This window comes from Enterobacter sp. FUJ80071, assembly GCF_038739915.1.
GTDB lineage: Bacteria > Pseudomonadota > Gammaproteobacteria > Enterobacterales > Enterobacteriaceae > Enterobacter > Enterobacter kobei.
On sequence record NZ_JBBXKH010000001.1, the window covers coordinates 3,316,003 to 3,342,639 of the forward strand.

Below are 26,637 nucleotides of genomic sequence, written 5' to 3' on the forward strand. Positions count from 1 at the left end.
ATTGTCTAAGCCTTAATTGCACCTTTGTTTAGTCCGCTAAAAACAGCGGGCCCATTGGCGGTTTTGGCAGGTCAAACCGATCCGGATAGTCTACCGCAACCAGATACAGTCCTTCTGCTTTCGCCGTGGCTGCCGCAAGCGTTCTGTCCTTCGCTGCCAGCAGGTCTGCAATCCAGCTCTCCGGCTGGTGTCCGGCACCCACTTCCATCAGGCTGCCTACAATATTCCGCACCATATGATGTACAAAGGCATTGGCTTTGATATCCACCACCACATACGCGCCAAAACGGCTGACGTTTATGTGCATAACGTTACGCCACGGCGTACGGGACTGACATTGCACCGCACGAAACGACGTAAAGTCATTTTCACCAATCAGACACTGCGCCGCACGATGCATGCGTTCAGCATCGAGCGGTTCATAAAAATGCGTTACGCCCTGGCTTAGCACCGCCGGACGCAGACGCTGGTTGTAGATGACATAGCGGTAGCGACGCGCCGTCGCGCTGAAGCGCGCGTGAAAATCATCCGGCACAGCTTTCACCCAACGCACCGCAATGTCACCAGGTAAATTCGCATTTACACCCAGCGTCCAGGCGGCATCTTTGCGCACGGCAGTGGTTTCAAAGTGGACCACCTGCCCGGTACCGTGAACACCCGCATCCGTACGGCCTGCGCACAGAACGTTAATCGGCTCGTTTGCCACCTGAGAGAGCGCTTTCTCCAGCTTTTCCTGGACGCTACGCACCTCATTCTGACGCTGCCAGCCATAATATTTACTGCCATCGTACTCGATACCGAGGGCAATTTTATGAACCGGCTTTTGTTCCACTTCTGACATCAGTACAGGTACTCCTGCACCAGTTTCTCAGCAATTTTGACCGCCATCAGCGCGCCGCCAAAACGAACGTTGTCCGCAACGGACCAGAACTGAACCTGCTCCGGCATACCGTAATCGTTCCGCACGCAACCGACTGAAAGATGGGCGCTACCGGTGGCGTCACCGACCTGCGTCGGAAACTCGCTCTCTTCGGAAAGTACGATATCTTCACCGCGGCCAAACGCATCGCGCGCTTCTTCCGCCGCCAGCGGGCGCAGGGCTTCAAAACCTACCATCTGCGCGTGACCGTAGAATACCGGCGACTGCACGACGTTTGCGGAGATCATCAGCCCCTCATCCTGCAGAATTTTGCGCGCTTCGTCGACGATACGGCGCTCTTCGCGCACGGAACCTTCACGATCCGGCAGCAGTGGCAGCATGTTGAACGCCAGCTGGCGACCGAAGAAATCATCCTCATCAATCGGGATACCGTTCAGCAGCTTCGCGCTCTGCCCGGCCAGCGCATCGACGGCCTTTTTGCCATTTGCGGAGGCAGACAGCAGGCTGGTGACGGTGATACGCGACAGGCCACCGTCGTCAATCAGCGGTTTCAGCGCGGTCAGCAGCTGGCTGGTCAGACTGTTCGGTACCGCGATGATATTACGGTTACGGTAGTCAGCCAGGACATACGGGTTGACGTCCGGCACCACCAGCGGCACGTCCGGCTCCATGGCGAACAGACCGCTCAGGTCGATCACCAGGCAACCTGAATTGGTCGCCTCTTCGATGTAAGACGCCGTGGCTTCAGCACCCGCGGCGAAAAATGCCAGCTGCGCCTGGGTCCAGTCAAACGCAGCCGCATCCTGGACCATGACGGATTTACCGTTAAAGCGCAGATGCTCACCCGCGCTATCGGTACGCGCCAGCGCATAGATATCGCCCACCGGGAACTGACGCTCAGCAAGGGTTTCGAGCAGGGCTTCGCCCACGGCACCGGTGGCACCTAAAATGGCAATGTTCCAGCCTTCAGACATGGTGGTTTACTCCAGAAATAAAAAAGCGTCCCTGCCGGAGTATCCGACAGGGAGCATTAAGAAGACATTAATGCGCCGGGTGATGAACGGCGTTAAAACCCAGTTTTTTCAGCAGCGTCGCGGCCGTTGCGTCGTCGCACATCACATACAGGGACGACCACTCGCGGCGCTCAACATAGTTCTTACGCAGCTTGTCAAATTCACCCGGGATCCCCGCCACTTTACGCAGCAGCGCATCATCGCGGCGCACATCATACACCAAATGCACCAGCCTTTTCAGCGTTGCCTGATCGAGCGGGCCATGCAGGGTAATGCGGCCAAATTCAGGTGCGGGAAGTAAGGTATCCAGCGCCACCTGCTGCGGATGGCCAATAAACGCGCTGTAGGCTTCAAACACCTGCGTTGTGCCGCGGGCTTTGCCTTCAAGCGTATAGCCCGCGATATGCGCAGTGGCTACGTCCACCTTGTTAAGCAGTTCAACGTTAAGATCCGGCTCCGGCTCCCAGACGTCCAGCACAACGCGGAGGTCTTGTCCTTCATTCAGACATTTCAGCAGCGCGGCGTTGTCCACCACCGGGCCACGGCAGGCATTTATCAGAATAGTGCCAGCCTTCAGACGACGGATCAGTGCTTCATCGGCAAGATGCAGGGACGTATAGGGGCCCTCTTTAAACAGCGGCGTGTGGAACGTCAGCACATCGCACTGTTCAACCAGCTCATCCAGCGAGCGGAAATCCCCTTCCTCACCGTTGTCTTTACGCGGCGGGTCGCACAGCAGCGTGCGAATACCTAACGCCTCCAGGCGCTTTTGCAGGCGTCCACCCACGTTACCCACCCCGACGATCCCCACGGTGCGGTCTTTCAGCACAAAACCGTCGCGCTCGGCCAGCATCAGCAAAGAGGAGAAGACATATTCCACGACGGCAATAGCATTACAGCCGGGCGCGGCGGAAAAGCCGATCCCCGCCTGCTTCAGCCATTGGTCATCCACATGATCGGTCCCTGCCGTTGCGGTTCCGACAAACTTAATCGCTTTTCCGGCGAGCAACGACGCATTTACTTTGGTCACCGAGCGCACCATCAGCGCGTCTGCGTCATCCAGTTCGTTGACCGGGATCGGGCGACCAGGGACAGCCTTAACGTTACCCAGGCAGCTAAACAGCTCACGGGCATAAGGCATATTTTCATCAACGAGGATTTTCACGTCTGAGTACCTGTTTGAGAGGAAGTAAACCTGCCAAGTGTGCCATAATCTGGCCGCCAGGCATATACGTCTGCCAGGTTTACGCTGAGTTTTGACTTTAAGGATTTTTGACGATGCAGCCCATTTCAGGTACGCCGCCACGCCCTCCGGGTGAAGGCCCTGTCACGCCAAACGTTGCCGGTGAACAACCGCTATCCACGCAACAGCGCACCGTGCTGGAGCGACTGATCACGCGCCTGATTGCGCTGACTTCACAGCAAAACGCGGAAGTCTGGGCCGGGGTAAAGCATGATTTAGGCGTCAGGAACGACGCACCGCTGCAGTCGCGACATTTCCCTGCTGCCGAGCAAAATCTTAACCAGCGTATTACGACCGCACAGCAGAACCACACCACACGGCAGATTGTCACGCAACTGACCGAGCTGCTCGGCCAGGGAAATAACCGTCAGGCGGTCAGCGACTTTATCCGCCAGCAGTATGGCCAGACTGCCCTGAGCCAGCTGACGCCAGACCAGCTTAAAACCGTGCTGACGCTGTTGCAGAACAATCAGCTGTCTATCCCACAGCCGCAGCTGCGGCCGGCGACCGAGCGTTCGCTGCTGCCTGCTGAGCACAACACGCTGAATCAAATGGTGACCAAACTGGCCGCCGCCACCGGCGAGTCAACAAAGCTTATCTGGCAATCCATGCTCGAACTGTCCGGCGTAAAGGCGGGCGAGTTGATCCCGGCCAAACAGTTTCCCCATCTGGTGACCTGGCTACAGGCGCGCCAGACGCTCAGCACCCAGAGCGCCCCTACCCTGCATACCGTTCAGGCTGCGCTTAAACAGCCGCTGGAACCGCACGAATTCGAGGCGATTCGGGATTACGCCCAGCAGAACTGGCAGGCGACAACGCAAACGGTACTGACCACCGCGCAGGTGCAGGATGTGCTCAATCAGATCTTCGTGCGCCGCGCCGAGCGGGAAGGCGGCGTACCGGAGGCAAGAAACATTCAGCCGATCTACAGCCCGCTTTTTGCGCCCGTTGTGGAGACGTTCAGAACGCTTTCTGCCCGTCCGGGATTGTTGTTTATTGCGTTACTGATTGCGCTGGCGATTTTCTGGCTGGTTGCTTAACACTGCCGGGTGGCGGCTTCGCCTTACCCGGCCTACGGTTAGTGCGGTTGTAGGCCCGGTAAGCGAAGCGCCACCGGGCAAAAACTACGGCCGGCGAAACGCCACCAGCGTCACCACGATCCCCACGACCGCAGAAATGGCACCGGCCAGGAAGACGGACGGGTAGCCAAACGAGGTGGCCAGCAGTCCGGCCAGCGGTCCGGTTACTCCGTATGAGATATCCTGAAACGCCGCATAGCCGCCGAGTGCTGTGCCACGCACCTGCGGGGCCACACGCTTCACGACTTCCACGCCAAGCGCCGGGAAAATCAACGAGCAACCGCAGCCGGTGAGTGCTGCGCCAATCAGCGCGACAGAGGCGACCGGTGCGTGCCACAGCAGCAGCAGGCCAACGGTCTCTATCATCAGCGATGCCACCGCCACCTTCACGCCACCAAAGCGATCCGGCATCCAGCCGAAGAACACGCGCATCAGCACAAACGCCCCGCCAAACGCCGTGAGCGTAAATCCGGCCATCGCCCAGCCGCGGCTCATAAAGTAGAGCGAGACGAACGTGCCAATCACCGCAAAACCTACGCCCTGCAGCGCCAGGCCCAGACCCGGCTGCCAGATTTGGCCGATCACGCTCCACAGGGAAGGACGCTCCCCTTTGTGAGCGGGTACCTTACGTACCGAGCCGTTAAACGCCCACGCCAGCAGCGGCAACACCATGGTGGTGGCTGCCAGCGCCGCAAAGCCAAACTGGCTATTGATCAGCAGTCCCAGCGGTGCGCCAGCGGCCAGCGCGCCATAAATAGCCATGCCGTTCCAGGACATCACTTTGCCCGAACGAGCAGGCCCCACCAGACCCATTCCCCAGGTCAGGGTGCCGGTCAGCAGCTGGCTTTCACCAAAGCCAAGGATTAAACGTCCCAGCACCAGCAGCGCAAATTTATACCCTGCGTCTACCGGCAAAAGCGCGGCTAACAGCCATGCCCCGCCCGCCAGACCACAGGCAAACATCCCCTGTAACGCCGAGCGTTTTGCACCATGCTGATCTGCCAGCCGTCCGGCGTACCCGCGGGTTAACACCGTGGCTAAAAACTGAATGCCCACGGCAATGCCGACCATAGTGTTGCCATAGCCGAGTTCCTGATGAACGAACAGTGGGATCACCGGCAGCGGCAGGCCAACGGTCATGTAGGTCAGAAATACCGCAAAGGCGATTCGGAAAAGGGAAAGGTTACCGGAAGGGGCGCTCTTCTCTGGGATAACAGCCTTCATGCATAACTCCGTGTTGAGGCATAAAAAAAGGGAACCTTCCGGTTCCCTTCTACTATACATTCAAACGCTTATGCTTTGTACTTACGCATTACCAGCGTCGCGTTCGTGCCGCCGAAACCGAAGCTGTTAGACATGACGGTGGTCAGTGTCGCTTCCGTTGGTTTCGTTACGATGTTCAGGCCAGCAGCCTGCTCGTCCATCTCATCAATGTTGATGCTTGGGGCGATAAAGCCGTTTTCCAGCATCAGCAGAGAGTAGATCGCTTCCTGCACGCCCGCAGCACCCAGAGAGTGACCGGTCATTGCTTTGGTGGCAGAAATTGCCGGGCTGTTGTCGCCGAAGACTTCGCGGATTGCACCCAGCTCTTTCACGTCGCCTACCGGAGTAGAGGTACCGTGAGAGTTCAGGTAGTCGATTGGCGTATCAACGCCGTGCATCGCCATCTTCATGCAGCGCACCGCACCTTCACCGGATGGCGCAACCATGTCAGCGCCATCAGACGTTGCGCCGTAGCCCACGATCTCAGCGTAGATATGCGCACCACGTGCCAGCGCGTGCTCCAGCTCTTCAACCACAACCATACCGCCGCCGCCTGCGATGATGAAGCCATCACGGTGCGCGTCGTAAGTACGGGACGCTTTTTCCGGGGTTTCGTTGTACTTGGTGGACAGAGCGCCCATCGCGTCGAACTCACAGGCCATTTCCCAGCCCAGCTCTTCGCCGCCGCCAGCAAAGACGATGTCCTGTTTACCCAGTTGGATCTGCTCAACCGCGTTACCGATGCAGTGTGCGGACGTCGCACACGCGGAACTGATGGAGTAGTTCACACCGTGGATTTTGAACGGAGTGGCCAGGCATGCGGAAACCGCAGAGCCCATGGCTTTGGTGACCACGTACGGACCTACCGCTTTCAGACCACGCGGGCTACGCATTGCGTCAGCACCGAATACCTGCGCTTTAGATGAGCCGCCGGAACCAGCGATAAGACCTACGCGGGGATTGTTCTGGTAAACTTCCGCGCTCAGACCTGCATCTGCAATCGCTTCCTGCATGGAGAGATAAGCATAAATAGAGGCATCGTTCATGAAACGAACCACTTTGCGGTCAATCAAACCGGTGGTGTCCAGTTTGACGTTACCCCATACGTGGCTACGCATACCTGAATCTTTAAACTCTTCAGAGAAAGTGATCCCGGAGCGTCCTTCACGCAGAGATGCCAGGACTTCCTGCTGGTTATTACCGATGCTGGAAACAATGCCCAGGCCAGTAATCACTGCACGTTTCATTCAATACCTCTGTAAGTCGCACTATAGTAAGTTTCGAGTCGCACAATAGCGTACACTTGTACGCCGAACAAGTCCGATCAGACATTTTCTGCGGAAATTTGCACCGATGGACTCACATCGTTAAGATCGTGCCACTGCCTGTCAGACGAGTAACTTACGTGAAACAAAACGCTATACAACCCGCCAACCTCGAATTCAACGCTGAGGGTACACCTGTTTCCCGAGATTTTGATGACGTCTATTTTTCTAATGATAACGGACTCGAAGAAACTCGCTATGTTTTCCTCGACGGAAACCAGCTCAGCACCCGCTTCCCGGAGCATCCGCGGAGCCTGTTTGTGGTCGCGGAAAGCGGATTCGGCACCGGGCTCAATTTTCTGACCCTCTGGCAGGCGTTTGACCAGTTTCACGCTGCCCACCCTGAGGCTACGCTACAAAGATTACATTTCATCAGTTTCGAAAAATTCCCGCTCACCGCGCACGATCTACGCCTGGCCCATCAACGCTGGCCGGAGCTTGCCACCTGGGCTGAACAGCTTCAGGCACAGTGGCCGCCTCACATTGGGGGCTGCCACCGTCTGATTCTGGACGGCGGACGCGTGACGCTGGATTTGTGGCTGGGCGACATCAACGATCTTACCGATAAGCTTGATGATGCGATGAATCAGACGGTGGACGCGTGGTTCCTGGACGGTTTTGCGCCTGCCAAAAACCCGGATATGTGGAGCCAGCATCTGTTTAACGCGATGGCGCGACTGGCGCGTCCGGGCGCAACGCTCGCCACCTTCACCTCAGCAGGCTTTGTTCGCCGCGGCTTGCAGGAAGCGGGCTTTACCATGCAGAAAACCAAAGGTTTTGGCCGCAAGCGCGACATGCTGGTCGGCAGGATGGAGCAGACGCTGGACATCCCCGCCAGTGCATCCTGGTTTGCGCGCAGCGCCAGCGCGTCACGGGAAGTGGCGATAGCAGGCGGAGGGATCGCCAGCGCACTGCTGTCTCTTGCGCTTATCCAACGTGGCTGGCAGGTGACGCTTTATTGTGCTGACGATGCGCCAGCAGGTGGGGCCTCCGGCAACCGCCAGGGGGCGCTCTATCCCCTTTTAAGCGCGCACGATCCGGCACTGTTCCAGTTTTTCCCGGCGGCCTTTACCTTTGCCCGGCGCCTGTATGATGCCCTGCCGGTGACGTTCGATCATGAATGGTGCGGCGTGACGCAGCTCGGCTGGGATGAGAGAAGTCAGCAAAAAATCGCGCAGATGCTGTCCCTGGGATTGCCGGAAGACATTGCGCGGGCGGTAAGCGCGCAAGAGGCCGCCAACACCACCGGCGTTGAAACCGGCTGCGAGGGCATTCAGTATCCGCTCGGCGGCTGGCTGTGCCCGGCTGAACTGACCGCTGCGGCGATTGACCTTGCGCAGTCACGCGGGCTGACGGTCTACTATGCCCACAAGGTTGAATCGCTGTCCCGAACAGAACGCTGGAATTTGCGTTTTGCTGATGGCAAAGAGGCAAGCCATGCCAGCGTTGTGCTGGCAAACGGACATAGCATCAACCAGTTTATCCAGACAGAATCCGTACCGGTTTATCCGGTCGGCGGCCAGGTGAGTCATATCCCTACTACGTCCGAACTGGGCAAACTGCGTCAGGTGCTGTGCTATGACGGCTATCTGACGCCACAAAATCCGTCTAATGGTCATCACTGCATCGGGGCGAGCTATCATCGTGGCGAAGCGGATATGCGCTACAGCGAGGCGGATCAACAGCAAAACCGCCAGCGCCTGATTGACTGCTTCCCGGATGCAGCGTGGGCGAAAGAGGTTGACGTCAGCGAAGGTGCGGCGCGCTGTGGCGTGCGCTGCGCAACTCGCGATCATCTCCCGATGATGGGGAATGTGCCGGACTATGAGGCAACGCTTGAAGCCTATCACGACCTTGCAAACCACCAGGAAACGGCGGTAGCTGCACCGGTTTATCCCGAACTGTTTATGCTGGGTGGGTTGGGTTCGCGTGGATTGTGTTCTGCACCGCTACTGGCTGAAGCCTTAGCCGCACAAATGAGCAACGAGCCGCTACCGCTGGACAGAACAACGCTTGCGGGGCTGAACCCGAATCGATTGTGGGTGCGAAAACTGCTGAAGGGGAAGAAGGTTAAGTAGGGTGCGGACGGGTGCCCTCACCCTAACCCTCTCCCACAGGGAGAGGGGATATTCGTAGGCCCGGTAAGCGCAGCGCCACCGGGCGAAATACGATGACTTAGCGTTTAGCCTGCTGGAACAACGTGTCCCACATGCCCAGCACCAGAGACTGGTCGCGCGGGGACAGTTCACCCGCCTGAATCGCCTTTTCCAGGCTGCGGGTGACTTCATCATGCACTGCTTCGGCAGAATGATCGTCTCCTGCCTCCAGCTCGGCAACAGCCAGCGTCAGGTGACCACGCAGATAACCGCTGGCGAACAGCTCATCATCACTGGCGTGTTCCACCATGTCATCAATTAACGCCAGAATGCGTGATTCAAATTCTGCGATCATCTTTTTTCCTCAGTTAAAGATCTTCCGGCCAGGGGAAGCATTCCGCCGTGATCACCGGCGTGTGGTAATAATTCTGTAAAGCCTCGATCAGGCGGGCCGGACGTTCCGGGATGCCTTTCTCAAGATATTCCATCACCTGTGCATGCACGCGGCGCTGGAAGACGATACGGTCTGGCTCGAAGTCGCCTTCGAGGTTGTCACAGCTGACGTTGAACGGGAAACCCGCCGCGACACAGAATAGCCATTCCAGCGCCTGCGGTTTCACTTCCACATCTTCAAACTGGCCCTGGGTTGCGGCGTCGCGTCCGTCCGGACAGTACCAGTAGCCAAAGTCCACCAGCTCGCGACGCGCTTTCCCCGCAATGCACCAGTGCGAAATTTCATGCAGCGCGCTGGCGTAAAAGCCGTGCGCAAAGACGATCCGGTTGTACGGCACTTCGGCATCAGCAGGAAGATAGATCGGTTCGTCATCGCCTTTAATCAGACGGGTATTAAAATCATCAGCAAAGCAGCCGTTAAAAATCTCAATCAGCTGTTCGTAGTTATGCGTACTGTTCATTAGTTCATCCCCAACCAGTGGAGGATCTCCTGTCCATGGCTGTCATAAAGAAGCTTTGTGCTCATGACCGCCGAAACGATGACGATCATCGGGCGAATCAGCTTCTGTCCTTTGCTTAATACCAGGCGCGAGCCCGCGCGCGCGCCCAGGAACTGCCCTGCCATCATGACAAAACCGGTTGCCCAGATGACCTTGCCGCCAATGATAAACAGCAACAGGCCACCAAGGTTAGAGGTCGCATTAAGCACTTTGGCATGGGCGGTAGATTTAGCGAGGTTAAACCCGGCCAGCGTCACAAACGCCAGCGCGTAAAACGAGCCTGCGCCCGGGCCAAAGAAGCCGTCGTAAAAACCGACGCAGCCCCCGGCTATCAGGGCAAACGGCAAGCCATGCAAGCGACGCTGACGGTCTTCTTCACCGAGCTTTGGCATCAGCAGGAAGTAGAGACCGATGCAGATAACCAGAATCGGCAGGATCTGGCGCAAAATATCGGACTGTACGTGCTGCACCAGCAGCGCGCCCGACGTCGAGCCGATAAAGGTCATCAAAATATTGAGCTTCTGATCGGCGAGGCTCACCACCTTGCGGCGGATAAAATAGAGTGATGCTGAAAGCGAGCCGCCGCAGGCCTGAAGTTTGTTGGTGGCCAGTGCCTGAGCGGGGCTCATGCCCGCCGCCAGCAGTGCGGGTACCGTTAACAACCCGCCGCCGCCAGCAAGCGCATCAATAAACCCGGCTAACATGGCAACAAAAAACAGCACCACCAGCAGCAGCGGGGACACCATAAACAGATCGACGAAATTATCCATTAAAGTACATGCTCATCCAGTAGCGCCTGGCAGGAAGGCGGCAACGGAGGCGGTGTCTTCTTCTCAGGCTTAGAGGTTCCAGGTTTTGCCGGTTCAAACCAGCTCTGCAGCTCCGCACCGCAGCCATCGCCTGGCGGAGGTAACGGCTGATCTTCACATTCCAGGCTGTTTGCCGGGCAACGCAAACGAACGTGCATGTGCGCACGATGCTGGAACCACGGGCGCACTTTGCGCAGCCAGTCGCGGTCAGTTCCGGCATCCAGGCAGAGCTGTTGTTTGATGGCCGGATTCACAAAGATCCGCGTGACGTCGTTATCTTCTGCTGCCAGCTTGATCATGCTGGATACATCCCGCGTCCACAGGGAGGGCACCACGCGCTTACCGTCACTCGCCACCAGATCCAGCGCCTGCGGTTTCAGCAGTTGCGCGGACGTCCAGCGTGTTTTCGGTAGCTGCAGGAAGATATCGACATCCAGTCCGGTCTGGTGGCTGGCGTGCCCGCCGTTAAAGCGCCCGCCCGCAGGCATGCCCATATCGCCAATCAGCATCGTCCCCAGCCCCAGGTTATGTACCTGGTTTCCCAGTCGCTGAATAAACAGCACCAGGTCAGGGTGACCGAAGTAACGGCGCTGGTCGGTACGCATCACCTGATAAGTATCCGATTGCAGCGGAAGTGCCTGCGCGCCGACGATACAGCCGTTCGAAAAGGCGCCGATAGACTGCGCGCTGCCCGCCACCGGATGGGTGATCTTTTGCCACGGCGTGGCGGCCAGACTGGCTCCACTGGCGAGCAGCGCCAGCAGAGCAATTGCGGTTTTTTTCATGGTTACCAGCGTGGAATGGTGGTCGTCACATCCGCATTCTGCGCGCGCTGGCGCAGGAAGTGATCCATCAGCACGATCGCCAGCATCGCTTCTGCGATCGGCACCGCACGGATCCCCACGCAAGGATCGTGACGTCCTTTGGTGATCATCTCAACTTCTTCGCCAGAGCGGTTAATCGTGTGGCCCGGCACGGTAATGCTGGAGGTTGGCTTCAGGGCAATATTCGCAACAATCTGCTGCCCGCTGCTGATCCCGCCGAGGATGCCACCCGCATGGTTGCTCTGGAAGCCCGCTTTCGTGATTTCGTCGCGGTTCTGGCTGCCGCGAAGCTGAACCACGTCAAACCCGTCGCCAATCTCTACGCCCTTCACCGCGTTGATGCTCATCAGCGCGTGCGCAATGTCAGCGTCGAGACGGTCAAACACCGGCTCGCCCCAGCCTGGCGGCACGCCGTCGGCCACCACGGTGACCTTCGCCCCAATGGAGTCACCCTCTTTTTTCAGGCCACGCATCAGCTCGTCCAGCGCATCCAGCTTGTCGGCATCGGCGCAGAAGAACGGGTTTTGCTCAACCTGGTCCCAGTCTTTAATGGCCAGAGGAATATCGCCCATCTGGGTCAGACAGCCGCGAATGACGATGCCAAATTTCTGCTGCAGGTATTTTTTGGCAATGGCACCCGCCGCCACGCGCATCGCGGTTTCACGCGCGGAAGAGCGTCCGCCGCCGCGATAGTCGCGGAAACCGTACTTTTGCTCGTAGGTATAGTCAGCGTGGCCCGGACGGAATACGTCTTTAATAGCGCCGTAGTCCTGAGAACGCTGGTCGGTGTTTTCGATCAGCAGACCAATGCTGGTCCCGGTGGTGCGGCCTTCAAAAACGCCAGAGAGAATTTTGACCTGATCCGGCTCGCGACGCTGCGTGGTGTAGCGAGAGGTGCCCGGACGACGGCGGTCAAGGTCGTGCTGCAAATCAGCTTCAGTCAGTTCGATGCCGGGCGGTACGCCGTCAACGATACAACCTAAAGCCAGCCCGTGCGACTCGCCGAAAGTGGTCACGCGGAATATCTGTCCAATACTGTTTCCTGCCATCACGGCTCCGATGTTGTTGTTTGTGTTTGAGCGTTGTGAAACGGGCCGAAGCCCGCTGGATTAATCTTTATAGATACTGAAGTATTCGCGCGCGTCGAGTAGCTGCGCTTTGGTCAGCATAAAGACGCCGTCACCGCCGTTATCGAACTCAAGCCAGGTGAACGGCACATCCGGGTACTGCTCTATCAGATGTACCATGCTGTTGCCCACTTCACAAATCAGAACACCGTCGTCGGTCAGGTAATCCGGCGCGCAGGCCAGAATGCGACGAGTCAGCTTCAGGCCGTCAGTGCCTGACGCCAGACCCAGCTCCGGCTCATGACGGTATTCATTTGGCAGATCGGACATGTCTTCCGCGTCGACGTACGGCGGGTTAGTGACGATCAGGTCGTACTGCAGCGTCGGCAGGTCGCGGAACAGATCCGAGCGGATTGGCGTAACGTGATGGATCAGGCCGTGCTCTTCAATGTTGTGCTCGGTGACCGCCAGCGCGTCGGTAGAGATATCGACGGCGTCCACTTCCGCTTCCGGGAAGGCATAGGCGCAGGCAATCGCGATGCAGCCGCTGCCGGTGCACATATCCAGAATGTGCTGCGGCTGATGGTGGATCAGGCCTTCAAAGTGGTTGTTGATCAGCTCACCAATCGGTGAACGCGGCACCAGCACGCGCTCATCAACATAGAATTCGTGGCCGCAGAACCAGGCTTTGTTGGTCAGGTAGGCGACCGGAATGCGTTCGTTGACGCGGCGGATCACCCGTTCAACAATGCGGTGTTTTTCACTGGAGGTCAGGCGCGCGGTGCGCATGTCTTCCGGAATATCCAGCGGCAGATAAAGAGACGGCAGCACCAGCTGAACGGCCTCATCCCACGGGTTATCGGTACCATGACCGTACCAGATGTTGGCGGCGCTGAAGCGGCTAACCGACCAGCGCAACATGTCCTGTATGGTATGCAGCTCGTTTACTGCTTCATCGACAAATATTTTATCCACTCTTTCCTCCAGGGCATGCTCGCATAATTTTCGGCGGCTAGTTTGCCATGAAGACGGCGATAAATCAGCAATGACGCGTCGCGCTTGAGGTTAAAAAATGCGTTTAGTCGGGTACACTATCGGAAATACGAGATGAGAATGACGAATGAAAAAGAAAACATCGCTCAGCGAGGAGGATCAGGCTCTCTTCCGCCAGCTGATGACCGGGACGCGTAAAATCACGCAGGACACCATTGTCCATCGCCCGCAGCGTAAAAAAATCAGCGACGTTCCGGTCAAACGACTGCTGCAGGAGCAGGCGGATAACAGCCACTATTTTTCAGATGAGTTTCAACCGCTGCTGAATACGCAGGGCGCGGTGAAATACGTGCGCGAGGACGTCAGCCACTTTGAACTGAAAAAATTACGTCGCGGAGATTATTCACCGGAGCTGTTTCTCGATCTGCACGGGTTAACGCAGATGCAGGCGAAACAGGAGCTGGGGGCACTGATCGCCGCCTGTCGCCGCGAACACGTGTTTTGCGCCTGCGTGATGCACGGCCATGGGAAACATATACTTAAGCAGCAAACGCCGCTGTGGCTGGCTCAGCATCCACATGTGATGGCGTTTCATCAGGCACCCAAAGAGTACGGCGGAGATGCCGCATTGCTGGTGTTGATAGAAGTTGAGGAGTGGCAACCGCCTGAGTTGCCCTGACAGCATGGCGGGAAGCACATTTGCACCCCGCCCTGTCGCACGTCACGTCAGATAGCTTTTGCCATCTTCAGGTTGCACGGACTCATTTGCCAGTTAAAGACCCCTTTGCCGGTTTCGTCGAGGGTGACGTTGGCAATGGCGGATGTGGTGAACATTGGCGGCGTTTCGCCCGGGCACAACTCAGAAACCAGATAGCCAACCAGTGGCAGGTGGGAAATGACCAGTGCGGAAGCGACACCTTCATTGCACAGTGCCTGAAGGTAGGCGCTGACAAGGCCGACATCACCGCATGGCGTCAGTTCAGGAAGAACATCGACACTGGATGGCAGGTTCATACACTCCCCTACCACGTCCAGCGTCTGTTCTGCACGCAGGAACGGACTCACCAGAACGCGTTCGATATCCACTTTTTGGCCTTTAAGCCAGGTTGCCATCAGACGAGATTCGTCGCAACCACAGACTGTTAAAGGACGTACTGAGTCACTGGCGGCATCGAGTGCCGCGTCGCCGTGACGCATGATAAAAACTTGCATATTGCACCGCTTTTGTTAACCAGAATCACCGGCGTTGACTACCCGCGATAAATGCTCTGAGGTAGAAAACCCGATGGCCGGGCATTGTGCCTGATCCATTCGGTGAATGAAACGCTGTTTTTTACCTCAATGGCGTAAGTATAGTCAATCTCTGTTTACAAAATCGCCAGAACAGGTTCATTCACGTCGGGATTTACCCTTCTTTGACCTCAGCTTACGAGGACAGTTTCCCTTGCAGGCCAAAATGTCTGGCCCCGTTCCGCCATCTGCAATAATTCGTCACACGGTGTAAACCGCGGGCCATATTGCGTTGCCAGACGTTGCAAAATAGCCACCACTTCACCCGCGCCGAGTGTATCCATGTAACGGAACGGGCCGCCAAGGAACGGCGGGAAACCAATACCAAATACGGCGCCGATGTCGCCATCCCGTGCGCTCTTGATCACCTGCTCACCAAAGCAGCGTGCCGCTTCATTGAGCATCATCATCACACAACGTTCAGCACACTGAACGGCGGAGAGTCTCCCCTGACCTGAGGTCGGGATAAGCCCATAAACAGAAGGGTCGACCTGTTTCTTGCTTTTACGCCCTTTCGCGCCGTAAAGATAGAAACCGCGTTCATTTTTTCTGCCTTTGCGATCGTCCTTCAAAATTGCAGAAACAATATTTGCAGGCGGCGCAAAACGATCGCCATAAGCGGCTTCCAGTACAGGTATAATTTTAGTGCCGGTGTCTATTCCCACCTCATCCAAAAGTTGGATAGGACCAACGGGGAAGCCAAACTTTACCAGTGCCTCATCGACGTGATCAATCTTCTCCCCTTCCGTCAGCAGCCGCATCGCTTCGTTGATGTACGGCGCCAGAATACGGTTGACGTAGAAGCCGGCTTTGTCCGCAACCACGATGGGGGTTTTGCCCTGTTTTTTCGCCAGCTTCACCACGGTAGCGATGGTTTGCGGGCTGGTTGTAGCGTGAGGGATCACCTCCACCAGCGGCATTTTTTCTACCGGGCTGAAAAAGTGCAGACCAATCACCTGCTCAGGACGCGCGGCTTTCGCTGCGATATCGCCGATGGGTAATGACGACGTATTTGAGGCAAAAATGGTATGCGGCGCGCAATGCTGTTCAACGTCCGCCACCATCTGCTGCTTGAGCGCCAGATCTTCAAATACGGCTTCAATCACCAGATCACGGTGCGCAAAACCGCTGTAGTCCGTCGTGCCGGAAATCATCGCCAGGGTTTTATCACGCTCGCTTGCCTTGATATGGCGGCGCTTGACCTTTTGATCAAGGTTCTGCCAGCTGTACTGCAGCGCGTGGTTGATTCCCTTAGGGTTAATGTCTTTGATGCGTACCGGCAGTTTCCCTTTACTTGCGGTAACGAAAGAAATGCCGCCGCCCATCAGCCCACCCCCGAGCACGCCAATTGCACGCAGCGGAGCAGGCTCAGCCTCGCTGCCCGGATCTTTTTTCACCTCTGTGCTGGCGAAGAAGATGCTGCGCAGCGCCCGTGACTGCGGCGTCATCGCCAGCTCGCCAAAGGCTTTGGCTTCAGCGGCATAGCCGCTACTGCTTCCCTGAGATAACCCGGTTTCAATCACCTCCAGAATCCGTTTCGCCGCCGGGTAGTTGCCTTTGGTTTTTTGTTCGGTCTTTTTGCCCACCATGTTGAACAGGATCGTCCTTCCCAGAGGACCCGCCAGCACACGCTCTCGCACCGGAAGAGGACGTTTTGGCTGGCGACCTTTCAGCGCCAGTTCTACAGCAGCTTCCAGTAAAATCGCGTGGGGAACGACATCGTCAACCAGACCGGCTTTCAGCGCCTGACGGGCGCGCAGCTGCTTGCCGGTGAGAATCATTTCCAGCGCGGTGCTAACCCCTACCAGGCGCGGCAGACGCTGCGTGCCACCAGAACCAGGCAGGAGACCTAATTGCACTTCCGGCAGGCCCAGAACGGTTTTCGCATCGTCAGTACAAATGCGGCTGTGGCAGGCCAGCGCCAGCTCCAGTCCACCACCCAAACAAGCACCGTGGATCGCGGCAATCACCGGGATCGGCAGCGCGTTGATCTCGGCCATCACCTGCTGCCCCTGACGCGCAAGATCTTCCGCTTCCTGCGCGCTTTGCGCCCGGGCGATCATGTTAATGTCGGCCCCGGCAATAAAGTTATCCGGCTTGGCCGAGATAAACACCAGACCGCGAATGGCCTTGTTTTCGCGGATCTGCCTGAGCATTGCGCGAACCTGAGTGCCAAACTCCGCCTTCAGGGTATTCATTTTTTCGTCAGGCACATCAATGGCGATCACGGCGACGTTATCGAGGCGAACCGTCAGGTTAAATGCAGATGTCATTTCCATTATTCAGCCTCCAGAACCATTGCAGCACCCAGGCCACCCGCCGCACAGGCGGTCACCAGGCCAAACCCGCCACCGCGGCGACGTAGCTCGTGTAATGTCTGAGTAATCATCCTCGCCCCTGTCGCCGCAAACGGATGACCATAGGCAATCGAACCACCCAGCACGTTGAATTTGCTTTGATCCACTTCACCAGTGGCATGGGCGCGCCCCAGCACATCACGTGCAAAACGCTCGCTTGCCAGCAGCTGTACGTTTGCCAGGGTTTGTGCGGCGAAGGCTTCGTGCATATCAATCAGGGTTAAATCAGCCAGCGTCAGCCCTGCGCGATCCAGCGCCAGCGGCGTGGACCAGGCTGGACCTAACAACATGTCCTGCCAGACATCAATGGCGGTGAAGGCATAGCTGCGCAAATAGCCCAGAGGGGTGATGCCCAGCTCTTTCGCGCGGGATTCGGTCATCAGGATCACGGCGGCTGCCCCATCCGTCAACGGTGTACTGTTGGCCGCAGTCACGGTGCCATGTTTACGGTCGAACGCCGGACGCAGTTTGGCGTAATCCGCCAGCGTCGAGGTACCGCGGATATTGTTGTCTTCAACCAGTGGTTCCCGATAAGGAGGCGTATAGGCGGTCATCACCTCGTCGGTGAGCTTGCCCTCTGACCAGGCTTTCGCCGCCAGCTGATGTGAACGATGCGCCAGCGCGTCCTGCTGCTCACGGGTAATGCCGTAGGTTTTCGCCATCTGTTCCGCGGTATCGCCCATGCGCAGGCCGGTAGAATATTCTGCGACAGCAGGGGGTACAGGCATCAGGTCGCGCAGACGTAAACGCGAGAAGAGTTTGAGCTTCTGACCGGTCGTGCGGGCTTTGTTTGCATCCACCAGAATACGGGCCAGCTTTTTACTGACGCCAATAGGCAGTACCGAAGAGGAATCGGCGCCTCCGGCGATCCCGGCGCGAATGGTGCCCGCCATGAGGCTTTCCGCCACGTTAGCCACCGCCTGGAAACTGGTCGCACAGGCGCGACTGACACTATAGGCATCCGTATGAACGCTCATCCCGGTGCCGAGGACAATTTCTCGCGCAATATTGGGAGCTTCAGGCATCTGAACCACCTGGCCGAAAACCAGCTGTTCAATGACCTCAGGCGGAATTTCGCTGCGAGCCAGCATCTCCCCCACCACCATTTTCCCCAGATCGACAGCCGGTATGCCATGAAACGCCGTTGCCTGACGCGCAAACGGCGTACGCAAACCACTGACAATGGCAATGCGATCGCCCTGACGGGTAATAAGCGGTAATGCCTGACTCATAACACTCCCCTGTAAAAAATTGACGCAAACGTTAAGTGGTCTGACCTGATAATAGTCTTAACCATTTTTTTACATTCAGCCAATTGGGGAAACGAAAAAGTGCGAGGTAAGACACAGAGAAGAAAAAGAAAATGCCCCTGCAGGGCAGAGGCATTTGTGCGGTTTGTTGCCGGGTGGCGGCGTTGCCTTACCCGGCCTACACGATCGTAGGCCCGTGCAAGCGAAGCGCCGCCGGGCAAAAAAGATTAACGCAGGCCCAGCTGGAAAATCAGCGTTTCTGCTTCGCAGGCAAACACGAAGTCAATATCCAGCTTCACGCCGCCGTCCACCTCGGTGAAGGTAGATTTGATTTCGCACGGATCGGATTCAACATCACGCGCACGCTTGCTCAGCGCGGACAGGGTTTCTTCCGCTTCAGCGCGGTTGGTGAACACACGGCTGTAAGACGCTGTGCAATCGGAGTTGTCCATGATGGTGCCAACATCCATACAGCAGCAAACCGGGGTTTCATCAGCACTGCATTTACTCATAGCTCAATTTCCTCTGTATTCGCGCAGCGCGCGAGATAAACACGATGCTGCTATTTTACGCCCCGGCGCAGGCTCTCTCCAGCCGTTAATGGCGCAAAATCGGATAAGTGACCAATATCACACTAAAAAATGATCTAAAACAAAAACCACCCTTTTGACTGAGTCGCGATGGTCACATTTTTGCCAACCAGATCTCGTTTCATGAAACATGTTTGAAAATATTAATAAACAAACTTGCAACATCCCAGCTGGTCAGACCTATACTCTGGCCACTGGTCTGATTTGTCTGTCAAACCTCAGACCCTACACTTCGCGCTCCTGTTACGGTATGTAACAATTATTGAATAAAAATAACTCAATGAGGTTATGGTCATGAGCCAGAAAACCCTGTTCAACAAGACTGCGCTGGCAGTCGCAGTGGCAATCGTCTCCACTTCCGCCTGGTCAGCGGGCTTTCAGTTAAACGAATTTTCTTCCTCTGGCCTTGGCCGCGCGTATTCTGGGGAAGGTGCAATTGCTGATGATGCAGGTAACGCCAGCCGTAACCCTGCACTGATCATGATGTTCGATCGCCCGACCTTCTCTGCGGGTGCGGTATATATCGATCCTGATGTCAACATTTCTGGCAAGTCGCCTTACACAGGTGCGAGCCTGAAAGCGGACAATATTGCCCCGACCGCATGGGTACCCAACCTGCACTTCGTTGCACCTATTAATGAGCAATTTGGCTGGGGGGCGTCCGTCACGTCCAACTACGGCCTTGCAACTGAATTCAATAACAACTATCCGGCAGGTGAATACGGCGGTAAAACCGATCTTACGACGCTGAACCTGAACCTGAGCGGTGCTTATCGTCTGAACGACAGCTGGAGCTTTGGTCTGGGCTTTGATGCCGTCTACGCTGATGCAAAAATTGAGCGTTACTCCGGCGAGCAGACCGCCAGCCTGCCGAAAAACAGCAATAAAATTGCCAGCCTGAAAGGTGATGAGTGGGGCTATGGCTGGAACGCCGGTATCCTGTATGAGCTGGACAAAAACAACCGTTGGGGCCTGACCTATCGTTCCGAAGTGAAAATTGACTTCGACGGCGATTACAAGAGCGGCATCCTGGCGCCAGTCAACAACCTGGTTCCAGGCGCGGGTACCACCATTCCATGGGGTACTTCAAACCAGACAGTTCCAGGTTCACTGTCGCTGCATTTACCAGAAATGTGGGAAGTCTCCGGTTACAACCGCGTGGCACCACAATGGGCTATTCACTATAGCCTGGCCTACACCAGCTGGAGCCAGTTCCAGGAGCTGAAAGCAACCGGCAACAATGGTCAAACGCTGTTCTATAAGGATGAAAGCTTCCACGACGCCTATCGTATTGCGTTGGGTACCACCTACTACTACGATAAAAACTGGACGTTCCGCTCCGGTATCGCATTTGACGACAGCCCGGTTCCGGCAGACAAACGTTCCATTTCCATTCCGGATCAGGACCGCTTCTGGTTAAGTGCTGGTGCGACATATGCGTTCAACGAGAATGCGTCCATCGATGCGGGCGTATCTTATATGCACGGTCAGAAAGTGACGTTCCAGGAAGGTCCGTACGAGTTTACCTCTGAAGGTAAAGCCTGGCTGTTCGGTACGAACTTTAACTACGCGTTCTAACCGCACCAGAATCAAAAAAGGTGAGCATCGCTCACCTTTTTTATTTATTCCGAATCGATATCTTTGAGTTCGTTTTCGATAGCCTTCGCGTTTGGATTCTCCTCCGGCTTCAGCTTGCCACCGTTGGCAATAAAATCGTGATTCTGGAAGTATGCTTCGCGCACCATAATGTAAGGATCGGAAGACTGGCGCAGCAGACCGTCTGAGTCGAGCAGTTGCGCACGGGTTTCAATCCCTTCCACCGTCCATTTACCAATCGACAGCGGCCAGGTCAGCCACGACAGGACCGGATACAGCGTATCGACCATATCGCCACCATCATCACGCACGGTGAAGCTGCCATAGAACGGCAGGTGGACATACGGACCATAACCTACGCCATAATGCCCCAGGGTGCTGCCGAAGCGGTGCGGTTGTTCACGCTGCAGTTTCGGGTTTGCCATGCCAGCGACATCAATAAAGCCGCCCATCCCCAGCAGGGAGTTCAGGAAGAAGCGAGTAAAGTGCACCATCCCCTGATACGGGTCGCCCTGCAGGAAGTAGTTCACCATAACCGCGGGCTCTTCGAGGTTGCTGGTAAAATTGCTTAGCCCGTTACGCGCAGGCTGTGGAACATAATCGCGCCATGCCACTGCCACCGGCCGAACCACATACGGATCCAGCACGTTGTAGTTGAAGCTATACATGGAGCGGTTAAATCCTTCGAGAGGATCGGAGCGTCCCGTTTGCTCCCCGGAGCTGGCGCAGCCCACAAGCATCGTCATGCCCAGCGCAAGCGCCGACAGGCGAAGTTTCATAAATATCTCCCTGTTCAGTATGGCTATCGTTGATTGCCATCCGTAACGAAGCATCTGGCGCTCCGTCTGTAAACGTGCAAGTGATTGTAACAGCACGTTTACCGATGTCTACGAGCACAAGCACGGGCAATAAACACCGTGGCTCTGATCTCAGCATAGCCTGGCTTTTGGAATTCGTTTCGCTGGCAATTTTATAATGCCTTTGAAAGAGATGTCTCACCTTTGTTGTCATTGCCGCCAATTTAAGAGCATCCCCACAGGCATCCTGATAAAAGCCGCTACGCTTAAAAGAAAGATCAACCTCCGGGAGCCGTTATGAAAGAAGTGGGTGAAGACAAAATTGCAGAGAGCAAAGAGGATATTGAAATTGAGAGCGAGGAGAAAGCGCGCGGCGAGAAGATAGAAGTTGATGAAGATCGCCTCCCCTCCCGCGCGATGGCAATTCACGAACATATACGCCAGGATGGCGAAAAGGAGATGGAGCGCGATGCCATGGCCCTCTTCTGGTCAGCCATCGCTGCGGGACTGTCAATGGGCGCGTCACTGCTCGCAAAAGGGATATTTCATGTTCAACTTGAGGGTGTCCCCGGCGGTTTTTTACTGGAGAACCTCGGCTATACCTTCGGCTTTATTATTGTCATCATGGCCCGCCAGCAGCTGTTTACTGAAAACACGGTGACTGCCGTTCTGCCAGTGATGCAAAATCCTACCCTCGGCAATTTCGGTTTATTGTTGCGTTTGTGGGGCGTGGTCCTGCTGGGTAACATTATCGGCACGGGTATCGCCGCCTGGGCGTTTGAATATATGCCGATCTTTGATGAACCTACCCGGGATGCGTTTGTGAAAATTGGCATGGACGTGATGAAAAACACGCCGGCCGAAATGTTTGCAAACGCCATCATCTCCGGCTGGATTATCGCCACGATGGTGTGGATGTTTCCTTCCGCAGGCAGCGCCAAAATTGTGGTGATCATACTGATGACCTGGCTGATTGCCCTGGCGGACACCACGCATATTGTGGTCGGTACCGTTGAAATACTTTATCTGGTCTTTAATGGTACGCTTCACTGGACTGATTTTTTCTGGCCGTTCGCCCTTCCGACTCTGGCCGGGAATATCTGCGGCGGAACGTTTATCTTCGCGCTGTTAAGCCATGCACAAATCCGTAACGACATGTCTAACAAACGCAAAGCTGAGCTAAAGGCGCAGGAGAATGAGGGCAATTCGTCAAAAAAAACGGGCTGAATGGTGACTCTTTGAGCAGTCAGGCGGCGATGCGCTTAACGCAAAGTGTAAATAACGCTATACTCGTGCCGCCTCGTCCCCTTAGTTAAATGGATATAACGAGCCCCTCCTAAGGGCTAGTTGCAGGTTCGATTCCTGCAGGGGACACTTTTCTACAGTTCGCCACCCTCCGCAATAGTTCGCAAAATCCCTTACACAGCAAGCATCCAATAAATTACCCGTTCGCCATAGTTCGCATCAGACCGTTGACAGCCGCATACTTTGACGGGTAAAAAACGAGTAAATATTTTACCCACCGGAATTTTACCCATGCTAACCATCAAGCAGATCGACGCGGCAAAGCCGAAAGATAAACCGTACCGGCTGCTCGACAGTAATGGGCTGTACCTTTATGTCCCGGTATCGGGAAAGAAGGTGTGGCAGCTGCGCTACAAGATTGATGGAAAGGAGAAGGTATTAACGGTAGGAAAGTATCCGTTTATGTCATTGCAGGAAGCGAGAGATAAGGCATGGATCGCCAGAAAGGATGTATCGACAGGAGTCGACCCGGTAAAGGCGAAGAAGCTCTCAACCAAAGACAACTCGTTTGGCGCTATTTATCAGGAATGGTACGAGCATAAAAAACAGGTGTGGTCAGCAGGATACGGAGATGAGCTGTCTCGCATGTTCCGCGATGACATTCTGCCGATGATTGGTGGTATGGAGATTCAGGATATTGAGCCGATGCAGATACTGGATGTGATCCGCCGGTTCGAAGAACGCGGGGCAATGGAAAGGGCTAATAAGGCAAGGAGGCGCTGCGGAGAAGTGTTCAGGTACGCCATTGTAACCGGCAGGGCTAAATATAACCCCGCGCCAGATCTGGCTGATGCAATGAAAGGATACCGCAAGAAGAACTACCCTTTCCTTCCTGCTGACCAGATACCAGCATTCAATAAAGCCCTCTCTGGATTCTCAGGAAGCATCGTATCGAAGATTGCAACGCAGGTTTTGCAGTACACGGTACTGAGGACCAAAGAACTCCGGTCTATGCAATGGTCGAACGTCGACTTTGAAACCAGGACGATTACGATCGCCGAAGAAGTGATGAAAGGCCGCCGGGTTCATATCGTCCCGATGTCATCTCAGGTCGCAGTTCTTCTGGAGAGCATCCGGCCTATCACTGAGCCGGTATCTAATTTCGTGTTCGCTGGACGCAATGACAAGACGAAGCCAATCAGCGAGAACGCAGTGCTGCTGGTGATCCGCCAGATTGGTTATGAGGGTCTAGCCAGTGGTCACGGCTTCAGACACCAGTTCAGTACAATCATGAATGAGCATGAGTGGCCTGCAGATGCCATCGAGAAGCAACTGGCACACGCTAACAGTGGCTCCATCCGTGGAATATACAACCACGCTCAGTATCTGGATAAGCGCCGTGAGATGATGCAGTGGTGGGCTGACTATATCGACGGAACAGCCGAGTAATCACATCACCGGGCAGTCATCAAATTCACCGGCCCGCGCATCGTTGATGATGTACGTGATCACCCCGAATATCGGACGCGACGAATCGCAGCTTTCCTCATCCGGTATAGCCTCCACCATCCCGTTCTCCAGATTCAGCAGATGAGGACGAGGATGCGACCTGTATTTCTTCACCTTAAACTCACCATCCATTCTGCAAATCAGCAATGAGCCATCGCACGGATTTAGTGACGCATCGACTACCAGCAAAGCACCGTTCATGATGCCCTCGCGATAATGGGTCGCGCCGGCTCGGATAAAGTACGTAGCCGCTGGTCTGGCTATTATGCGCTTGTCGAGCGAAATGCGCTCTTCTACGTAGTCTTGCGCTGGCGACGGGAATCCCATAACTCACCTCCGATAGTTACTGTATATTAATACAGTATTACTGATCGGCGGTGTCGATCAATAAGCCGACAACAAAAAGCCCACCGGAGTGGGCTATGTGTTTGCTGTGCTGGAGATTATTTTTATGCTGCCTGTGCGCCATGAATAAGATGGCGAAGAGCATCAATCCCCGCCTGGTTATAGCGGAATGCCTCAACCTGTTTGTCTGAGTGCTTTGATTTATCGATGAAGAACTTGCCAAACTCTTCATTTTTCAGCCCGTGTTTGTTGGCTGTGCGCCCAATTTTGTTAGCACTAACACCAATGATTTCTCCTGCTTCTGCTGCCGTGTAATGGTGCTGCTCAATAACCGGCAACGGAATGACATTGAACCCAACGATTGGATTGATGATGCTGGCTGCCGCGCACTGTTTAGCCTCTGGTGCAAGATTTGGCATTAGGTCAAAGAGGTTAGTAACAGCCTCAACCGTCATCTTCAGGGTGCGGGCCTGACGAAACTCAACAAGGCCACTTGCGGATTTTCCGCCTTTGATATGAGCTTCTTGCATGCTTTCCAGTTTGTCTACCAAGGATCGACGAACCGCTTTCGATTCACGGGCGGCCACGCGCAGGGCTTGCTTGATAGTCATCTCAATGATGTCGATATCAGCGCCATTTTTTCGACCTACACTTTTTGTGTAGGTCTCCCCCTCAAGTTCATCCTCAATTTTCTCAATAAGTTTGTTGTTACGTACTGGTGGTTCATCACATTTCTTGCGTGCCTGATTTACCATCAGCAACAGAGACTGAGAGTCAATGGTTTTTTCCGTGACAACTGAACCATGCACTGTTAAATTATTAGTAAGCATTGATATATACCTTATTGGGTAGTTGATGTAGGCCGCCAGCGGTAACTGGCGGTTTTTCTTTTAGCAAATCCTCGCTACTTCGCCTTTTTCAAGTTGTTTATCTGCCCCCTTCTGTACATACATCATAAAAATGGCACCGTCCTTGAATCGATCGCAAAGACGACCGGCGAGTGGTGATTCTATTGCGCGCAATGCAGGGTAAATTTGATTTTTCCATGCCTCATACATAACTGCATAGTGGTTAGCTAGTGCGTTAACGTTGTAAGCATGCCGTTCGCGAATCGATGGCTCATCAATTACGGGGGTGTTAATAGAAACTTCGCGATCAAGGATATCCAGTACCCAGCGGCGAAACTCTTTGGCAACCTCGGTACGTGCGAACATTGCGATTAGGTGAGCGCCACGAAGTGAGAAAACACGCACCTTTTTCCGCTAGTTTCCTGAGGTCACTGATTCAATGACCTGAGTCATTCCATTGGAGAACTCATCATTGTTTTGGTTAAAGAGGTTGGTTATCGATTTGGTGCTTTTGTATTTCAAAGCAGCGGCTAAATCAGCCGAAGTAAACCAAACGCTGCCCATATCATTTATTGGAGAAAGCTGAACACCTTTGAAGTTGAACTCTGATTTGGATACAATATTCATGTTGGTTTCCTTGCATACGGTTACTGACATAGAAGCCCGGTTTGTGTTCGCGCACTTACGGGCTTCGCTATTTTCAAGCTTTGATAAACCCATCTTCCTTCAGGCTCCTTTCGATGCGCTTGATGACTTCATTGTTAAGTGAACGACCCTCCTCCCTTGCTACCACCCTCAACAACTCCTTGAGATGATCAGGGAACCTAATGCCTGTTGGTGCAATATCTCTTACCTTTTCCATTTTTGCCTCACCTTCTCTTCATCGTGTAACCACTACACAAATCATACATCGTGAGCATAGATTGTCAACGTCATTGTGATTACATTGTGTAGATAAATAACTTCACAGGATTTTAATGATGAAAGTAAGAGACATAGCGCCATATGGCGTAAGGATGCCCGCAGAGCTTAAAGATAAACTACAGTCTTTGGCCAAAAAGAATGGGAGGTCATTAAACTCTGAAATCGTTCACATTCTTGAGGAGCATGTGAACCCACCTAAGATTGATTTCATGCGGCCGCTATCAGACGAAGAGATAAGATCGCCAGAAAAAATACAAAGGTGGATGTCAGAAATGAGCCAAAAAATCGCAATACTCGACCAAGTCGTTAGCCAGAACTACCCAGAAAAAAAGTAAAATCGA

28 protein-coding genes and 1 tRNA gene are annotated in these 26,637 nt (G+C 54.9%); 8 read left to right on the top strand and 21 right to left on the bottom strand.

What is annotated here, in order from left to right; all coding sequences use genetic code 11:
- Nucleotides 1–28: 28 nt before the first annotated feature.
- The 3 genes from truA to pdxB form a co-directional block, all read right to left on the bottom strand.
- Nucleotides 29–841 (bottom strand): tRNA pseudouridine(38-40) synthase TruA, encoded by an 813-nt coding sequence (gene truA / locus AAER43_RS16080; RefSeq protein WP_014884669.1) that lies wholly within the window; start codon nt 839–841, stop codon nt 29–31.
- Nucleotides 841–1,854 (bottom strand): aspartate-semialdehyde dehydrogenase, encoded by a 1,014-nt coding sequence (locus AAER43_RS16085; protein ID WP_023330985.1) that lies wholly within the window; start codon nt 1,852–1,854, stop codon nt 841–843. The genes truA and AAER43_RS16085 overlap by 1 nt, the downstream gene beginning before the upstream one ends.
- 67 nt (nt 1,855–1,921) lie before the next feature.
- The gene (pdxB, locus tag AAER43_RS16090) at nt 1,922–3,058 is read right to left on the bottom strand and encodes a 4-phosphoerythronate dehydrogenase PdxB (protein ID WP_050862932.1); all 1,137 of its coding nucleotides are present in this window, start codon (nt 3,056–3,058) and stop codon (nt 1,922–1,924) included.
- A gap of 113 nt (nt 3,059–3,171) precedes the next feature.
- Between pdxB and flk the strand changes: the two genes are divergently transcribed.
- On the top strand, nt 3,172–4,176 hold the full coding sequence (gene flk, locus AAER43_RS16095) for a flagella biosynthesis regulator Flk (RefSeq protein WP_050862933.1): 1,005 nt from the start codon (nt 3,172–3,174) through the stop codon (nt 4,174–4,176).
- Nucleotides 4,177–4,260: 84 nt separating this feature from the next.
- Here flk and AAER43_RS16100 read toward each other — a convergent pair whose 3' ends face one another.
- Both AAER43_RS16100 and fabB read right to left on the bottom strand, forming a co-directional pair.
- Nucleotides 4,261–5,439, bottom strand: coding sequence for an MFS transporter (locus AAER43_RS16100; protein ID WP_050862934.1), 1,179 nt, complete (start codon nt 5,437–5,439; stop codon nt 4,261–4,263).
- A gap of 68 nt (nt 5,440–5,507) precedes the next feature.
- A complete protein-coding gene (fabB, locus tag AAER43_RS16105; protein WP_014884674.1) occupies nt 5,508–6,725 on the bottom strand; it encodes a beta-ketoacyl-ACP synthase I in 1,218 nt (405 codons plus the stop codon).
- A 158-nt stretch (nt 6,726–6,883) separates the two neighbouring features.
- Between fabB and mnmC the strand changes: the two genes are divergently transcribed.
- Nucleotides 6,884–8,881, top strand: a complete 1,998-nt coding sequence (gene mnmC, locus AAER43_RS16110; RefSeq protein ID WP_050862935.1) for a bifunctional tRNA (5-methylaminomethyl-2-thiouridine)(34)-methyltransferase MnmD/FAD-dependent 5-carboxymethylaminomethyl-2-thiouridine(34) oxidoreductase MnmC — start codon at nt 6,884–6,886, stop codon at nt 8,879–8,881.
- Nucleotides 8,882–8,978: 97 nt separating this feature from the next.
- Here mnmC and AAER43_RS16115 read toward each other — a convergent pair whose 3' ends face one another.
- The 6 genes from AAER43_RS16115 to prmB are packed head-to-tail and all read right to left on the bottom strand — an operon-like array spanning nt 8,979 to nt 13,527.
- Nucleotides 8,979–9,254, bottom strand: a complete 276-nt coding sequence (locus AAER43_RS16115) for a YfcL family protein (RefSeq protein WP_014884676.1) — start codon at nt 9,252–9,254, stop codon at nt 8,979–8,981.
- 13 nt (nt 9,255–9,267) lie between these two features.
- Entirely contained in the window at nt 9,268–9,813 is a 546-nt protein-coding gene (locus AAER43_RS16120) for an elongation factor P hydroxylase (RefSeq protein WP_014884677.1), read from the bottom strand.
- On the bottom strand, nt 9,813–10,622 hold the full coding sequence (locus AAER43_RS16125) for a sulfite exporter TauE/SafE family protein (RefSeq protein ID WP_050862936.1): 810 nt from the start codon (nt 10,620–10,622) through the stop codon (nt 9,813–9,815). The genes AAER43_RS16120 and AAER43_RS16125 overlap by 1 nt, the downstream gene beginning before the upstream one ends.
- Nucleotides 10,622–11,446 (bottom strand): penicillin-insensitive murein endopeptidase, encoded by an 825-nt coding sequence (mepA, locus tag AAER43_RS16130; RefSeq protein WP_014884679.1) that lies wholly within the window; start codon nt 11,444–11,446, stop codon nt 10,622–10,624. The genes AAER43_RS16125 and mepA overlap by 1 nt, the downstream gene beginning before the upstream one ends.
- A gap of 2 nt (nt 11,447–11,448) precedes the next feature.
- Nucleotides 11,449–12,534 (bottom strand): chorismate synthase, encoded by a 1,086-nt coding sequence (gene aroC, locus AAER43_RS16135; RefSeq protein WP_014884680.1) that lies wholly within the window; start codon nt 12,532–12,534, stop codon nt 11,449–11,451.
- 60 nt (nt 12,535–12,594) lie between these two features.
- Nucleotides 12,595–13,527: a 50S ribosomal protein L3 N(5)-glutamine methyltransferase gene (gene prmB, locus AAER43_RS16140; RefSeq protein WP_014884681.1), complete on the bottom strand. Its 933-nt coding sequence runs from the start codon at nt 13,525–13,527 to the stop codon at nt 12,595–12,597.
- Between the two features lie 145 nt (nt 13,528–13,672).
- Here prmB and smrB point away from each other — a divergent pair, with 145 nt between their 5' ends.
- Nucleotides 13,673–14,224 (top strand): endonuclease SmrB, encoded by a 552-nt coding sequence (smrB, locus tag AAER43_RS16145; protein WP_014884682.1) that lies wholly within the window; start codon nt 13,673–13,675, stop codon nt 14,222–14,224.
- A 47-nt stretch (nt 14,225–14,271) separates the two neighbouring features.
- Here the strand turns inward: smrB and sixA are convergent, their stop codons facing one another.
- The 4 genes from sixA to AAER43_RS16165 all read right to left on the bottom strand — a co-directional run bounded on the left by sixA (nt 14,272) and on the right by AAER43_RS16165 (nt 18,954).
- Nucleotides 14,272–14,757, bottom strand: coding sequence for a phosphohistidine phosphatase SixA (sixA, locus tag AAER43_RS16150; RefSeq protein WP_014884683.1), 486 nt, complete (start codon nt 14,755–14,757; stop codon nt 14,272–14,274).
- A 209-nt stretch (nt 14,758–14,966) separates the two neighbouring features.
- A complete protein-coding gene (gene fadJ, locus AAER43_RS16155; protein WP_057057710.1) occupies nt 14,967–17,114 on the bottom strand; it encodes a fatty acid oxidation complex subunit alpha FadJ in 2,148 nt (715 codons plus the stop codon).
- Nucleotides 17,114–18,424 carry an acetyl-CoA C-acyltransferase FadI gene (fadI, locus tag AAER43_RS16160; protein WP_032635967.1) on the bottom strand — a complete coding sequence of 437 codons (1,311 nt, stop codon included), beginning with the start codon at nt 18,422–18,424 and terminating at the stop codon, nt 17,114–17,116. Before fadI ends, fadJ begins: the two co-directional genes overlap by 1 nt.
- A 245-nt stretch (nt 18,425–18,669) precedes the next feature.
- The gene (locus AAER43_RS16165; RefSeq protein ID WP_014884686.1) at nt 18,670–18,954 is read right to left on the bottom strand and encodes a YfcZ/YiiS family protein; all 285 of its coding nucleotides are present in this window, start codon (nt 18,952–18,954) and stop codon (nt 18,670–18,672) included.
- A 372-nt stretch (nt 18,955–19,326) separates the two neighbouring features.
- Between AAER43_RS16165 and fadL the strand changes: the two genes are divergently transcribed.
- Entirely contained in the window at nt 19,327–20,610 is a 1,284-nt protein-coding gene (gene fadL / locus AAER43_RS16170) for a long-chain fatty acid transporter FadL (RefSeq protein WP_014884687.1), read from the top strand.
- 44 nt (nt 20,611–20,654) lie between these two features.
- Here the strand turns inward: fadL and mlaA are convergent, their stop codons facing one another.
- Nucleotides 20,655–21,407, bottom strand: coding sequence for a phospholipid-binding lipoprotein MlaA (mlaA, locus tag AAER43_RS16175; protein ID WP_023338584.1), 753 nt, complete (start codon nt 21,405–21,407; stop codon nt 20,655–20,657).
- Between the two features lie 315 nt (nt 21,408–21,722).
- Here mlaA and AAER43_RS16180 point away from each other — a divergent pair, with 315 nt between their 5' ends.
- The 3 genes from AAER43_RS16180 to AAER43_RS16190 all read left to right on the top strand — a co-directional run bounded on the left by AAER43_RS16180 (nt 21,723) and on the right by AAER43_RS16190 (nt 24,119).
- Entirely contained in the window at nt 21,723–22,652 is a 930-nt protein-coding gene (locus AAER43_RS16180; protein WP_050862939.1) for a formate/nitrite transporter family protein, read from the top strand.
- A gap of 75 nt (nt 22,653–22,727) precedes the next feature.
- A tRNA-Arg gene (locus AAER43_RS16185) sits at nt 22,728–22,799 on the top strand.
- A 162-nt stretch (nt 22,800–22,961) separates the two neighbouring features.
- Nucleotides 22,962–24,119 carry a tyrosine-type recombinase/integrase gene (locus tag AAER43_RS16190; protein WP_057057709.1) on the top strand — a complete coding sequence of 386 codons (1,158 nt, stop codon included), beginning with the start codon at nt 22,962–22,964 and terminating at the stop codon, nt 24,117–24,119.
- On the opposite strand, the gene AAER43_RS16195 is transcribed toward AAER43_RS16190, so the two are convergent.
- From AAER43_RS16195 to AAER43_RS16215, 5 genes are all read right to left on the bottom strand, one after another.
- Nucleotides 24,120–24,506 (bottom strand): S24 family peptidase, encoded by a 387-nt coding sequence (locus AAER43_RS16195; RefSeq protein ID WP_057057708.1) that lies wholly within the window; start codon nt 24,504–24,506, stop codon nt 24,120–24,122.
- Nucleotides 24,507–24,628: 122 nt separating this feature from the next.
- Nucleotides 24,629–25,354 carry a hypothetical protein gene (locus tag AAER43_RS16200; RefSeq protein WP_057057707.1) on the bottom strand — a complete coding sequence of 242 codons (726 nt, stop codon included), beginning with the start codon at nt 25,352–25,354 and terminating at the stop codon, nt 24,629–24,631.
- A gap of 60 nt (nt 25,355–25,414) precedes the next feature.
- A complete protein-coding gene (locus AAER43_RS16205; protein ID WP_239695440.1) occupies nt 25,415–25,738 on the bottom strand; it encodes a hypothetical protein in 324 nt (107 codons plus the stop codon).
- Between the two features lie 48 nt (nt 25,739–25,786).
- The gene (locus AAER43_RS16210; RefSeq protein ID WP_239695441.1) at nt 25,787–25,999 is read right to left on the bottom strand and encodes a hypothetical protein; all 213 of its coding nucleotides are present in this window, start codon (nt 25,997–25,999) and stop codon (nt 25,787–25,789) included.
- A gap of 73 nt (nt 26,000–26,072) precedes the next feature.
- Complete coding sequence (locus tag AAER43_RS16215) at nt 26,073–26,234, bottom strand: Arc family DNA-binding protein (RefSeq protein WP_071978079.1); 162 nt, start codon at nt 26,232–26,234, stop codon at nt 26,073–26,075.
- 115 nt (nt 26,235–26,349) lie between these two features.
- Here AAER43_RS16215 and AAER43_RS16220 point away from each other — a divergent pair, with 115 nt between their 5' ends.
- Nucleotides 26,350–26,631, top strand: coding sequence for an Arc family DNA-binding protein (locus AAER43_RS16220; RefSeq protein WP_069683639.1), 282 nt, complete (start codon nt 26,350–26,352; stop codon nt 26,629–26,631).
- The last annotated feature ends 6 nt before the right edge of the window (nt 26,632–26,637 follow it).

Coding starts and splice junctions, on each gene's coding strand:
- AAER43_RS16210 (WP_239695441.1), bottom strand. CDS start 25,999: ATGAATATTGTATCCAAATCAGAGTTCAACTTCAAAGGTGTTCAGCTT.
- fadL (WP_014884687.1), top strand. CDS start 19,327: ATGAGCCAGAAAACCCTGTTCAACAAGACTGCGCTGGCAGTCGCAGTG.
- AAER43_RS16195 (WP_057057708.1), bottom strand. CDS start 24,506: ATGGGATTCCCGTCGCCAGCGCAAGACTACGTAGAAGAGCGCATTTCG.
- AAER43_RS16165 (WP_014884686.1), bottom strand. CDS start 18,954: ATGAGTAAATGCAGTGCTGATGAAACCCCGGTTTGCTGCTGTATGGAT.
- AAER43_RS16220 (WP_069683639.1), top strand. CDS start 26,350: ATGATGAAAGTAAGAGACATAGCGCCATATGGCGTAAGGATGCCCGCA.
- mepA (WP_014884679.1), bottom strand. CDS start 11,446: ATGAAAAAAACCGCAATTGCTCTGCTGGCGCTGCTCGCCAGTGGAGCC.
- AAER43_RS16200 (WP_057057707.1), bottom strand. CDS start 25,354: ATGCTTACTAATAATTTAACAGTGCATGGTTCAGTTGTCACGGAAAAA.
- fadJ (WP_057057710.1), bottom strand. CDS start 17,114: ATGGAAATGACATCTGCATTTAACCTGACGGTTCGCCTCGATAACGTC.
- AAER43_RS16205 (WP_239695440.1), bottom strand. CDS start 25,738: ATGTTCGCACGTACCGAGGTTGCCAAAGAGTTTCGCCGCTGGGTACTG.
- aroC (WP_014884680.1), bottom strand. CDS start 12,534: ATGGCAGGAAACAGTATTGGACAGATATTCCGCGTGACCACTTTCGGC.
- AAER43_RS16115 (WP_014884676.1), bottom strand. CDS start 9,254: ATGATCGCAGAATTTGAATCACGCATTCTGGCGTTAATTGATGACATG.
- AAER43_RS16085 (WP_023330985.1), bottom strand. CDS start 1,854: ATGTCTGAAGGCTGGAACATTGCCATTTTAGGTGCCACCGGTGCCGTG.
- AAER43_RS16120 (WP_014884677.1), bottom strand. CDS start 9,813: ATGAACAGTACGCATAACTACGAACAGCTGATTGAGATTTTTAACGGC.
- mlaA (WP_023338584.1), bottom strand. CDS start 21,407: ATGAAACTTCGCCTGTCGGCGCTTGCGCTGGGCATGACGATGCTTGTG.
- AAER43_RS16190 (WP_057057709.1), top strand. CDS start 22,962: ATGCTAACCATCAAGCAGATCGACGCGGCAAAGCCGAAAGATAAACCG.
- fabB (WP_014884674.1), bottom strand. CDS start 6,725: ATGAAACGTGCAGTGATTACTGGCCTGGGCATTGTTTCCAGCATCGGT.
- sixA (WP_014884683.1), bottom strand. CDS start 14,757: ATGCAAGTTTTTATCATGCGTCACGGCGACGCGGCACTCGATGCCGCC.
- flk (WP_050862933.1), top strand. CDS start 3,172: ATGCAGCCCATTTCAGGTACGCCGCCACGCCCTCCGGGTGAAGGCCCT.
- AAER43_RS16180 (WP_050862939.1), top strand. CDS start 21,723: ATGAAAGAAGTGGGTGAAGACAAAATTGCAGAGAGCAAAGAGGATATT.
- truA (WP_014884669.1), bottom strand. CDS start 841: ATGTCAGAAGTGGAACAAAAGCCGGTTCATAAAATTGCCCTCGGTATC.
- fadI (WP_032635967.1), bottom strand. CDS start 18,424: ATGAGTCAGGCATTACCGCTTATTACCCGTCAGGGCGATCGCATTGCC.
- AAER43_RS16215 (WP_071978079.1), bottom strand. CDS start 26,234: ATGGAAAAGGTAAGAGATATTGCACCAACAGGCATTAGGTTCCCTGAT.
- smrB (WP_014884682.1), top strand. CDS start 13,673: ATGAAAAAGAAAACATCGCTCAGCGAGGAGGATCAGGCTCTCTTCCGC.
- AAER43_RS16125 (WP_050862936.1), bottom strand. CDS start 10,622: ATGGATAATTTCGTCGATCTGTTTATGGTGTCCCCGCTGCTGCTGGTG.
- AAER43_RS16100 (WP_050862934.1), bottom strand. CDS start 5,439: ATGAAGGCTGTTATCCCAGAGAAGAGCGCCCCTTCCGGTAACCTTTCC.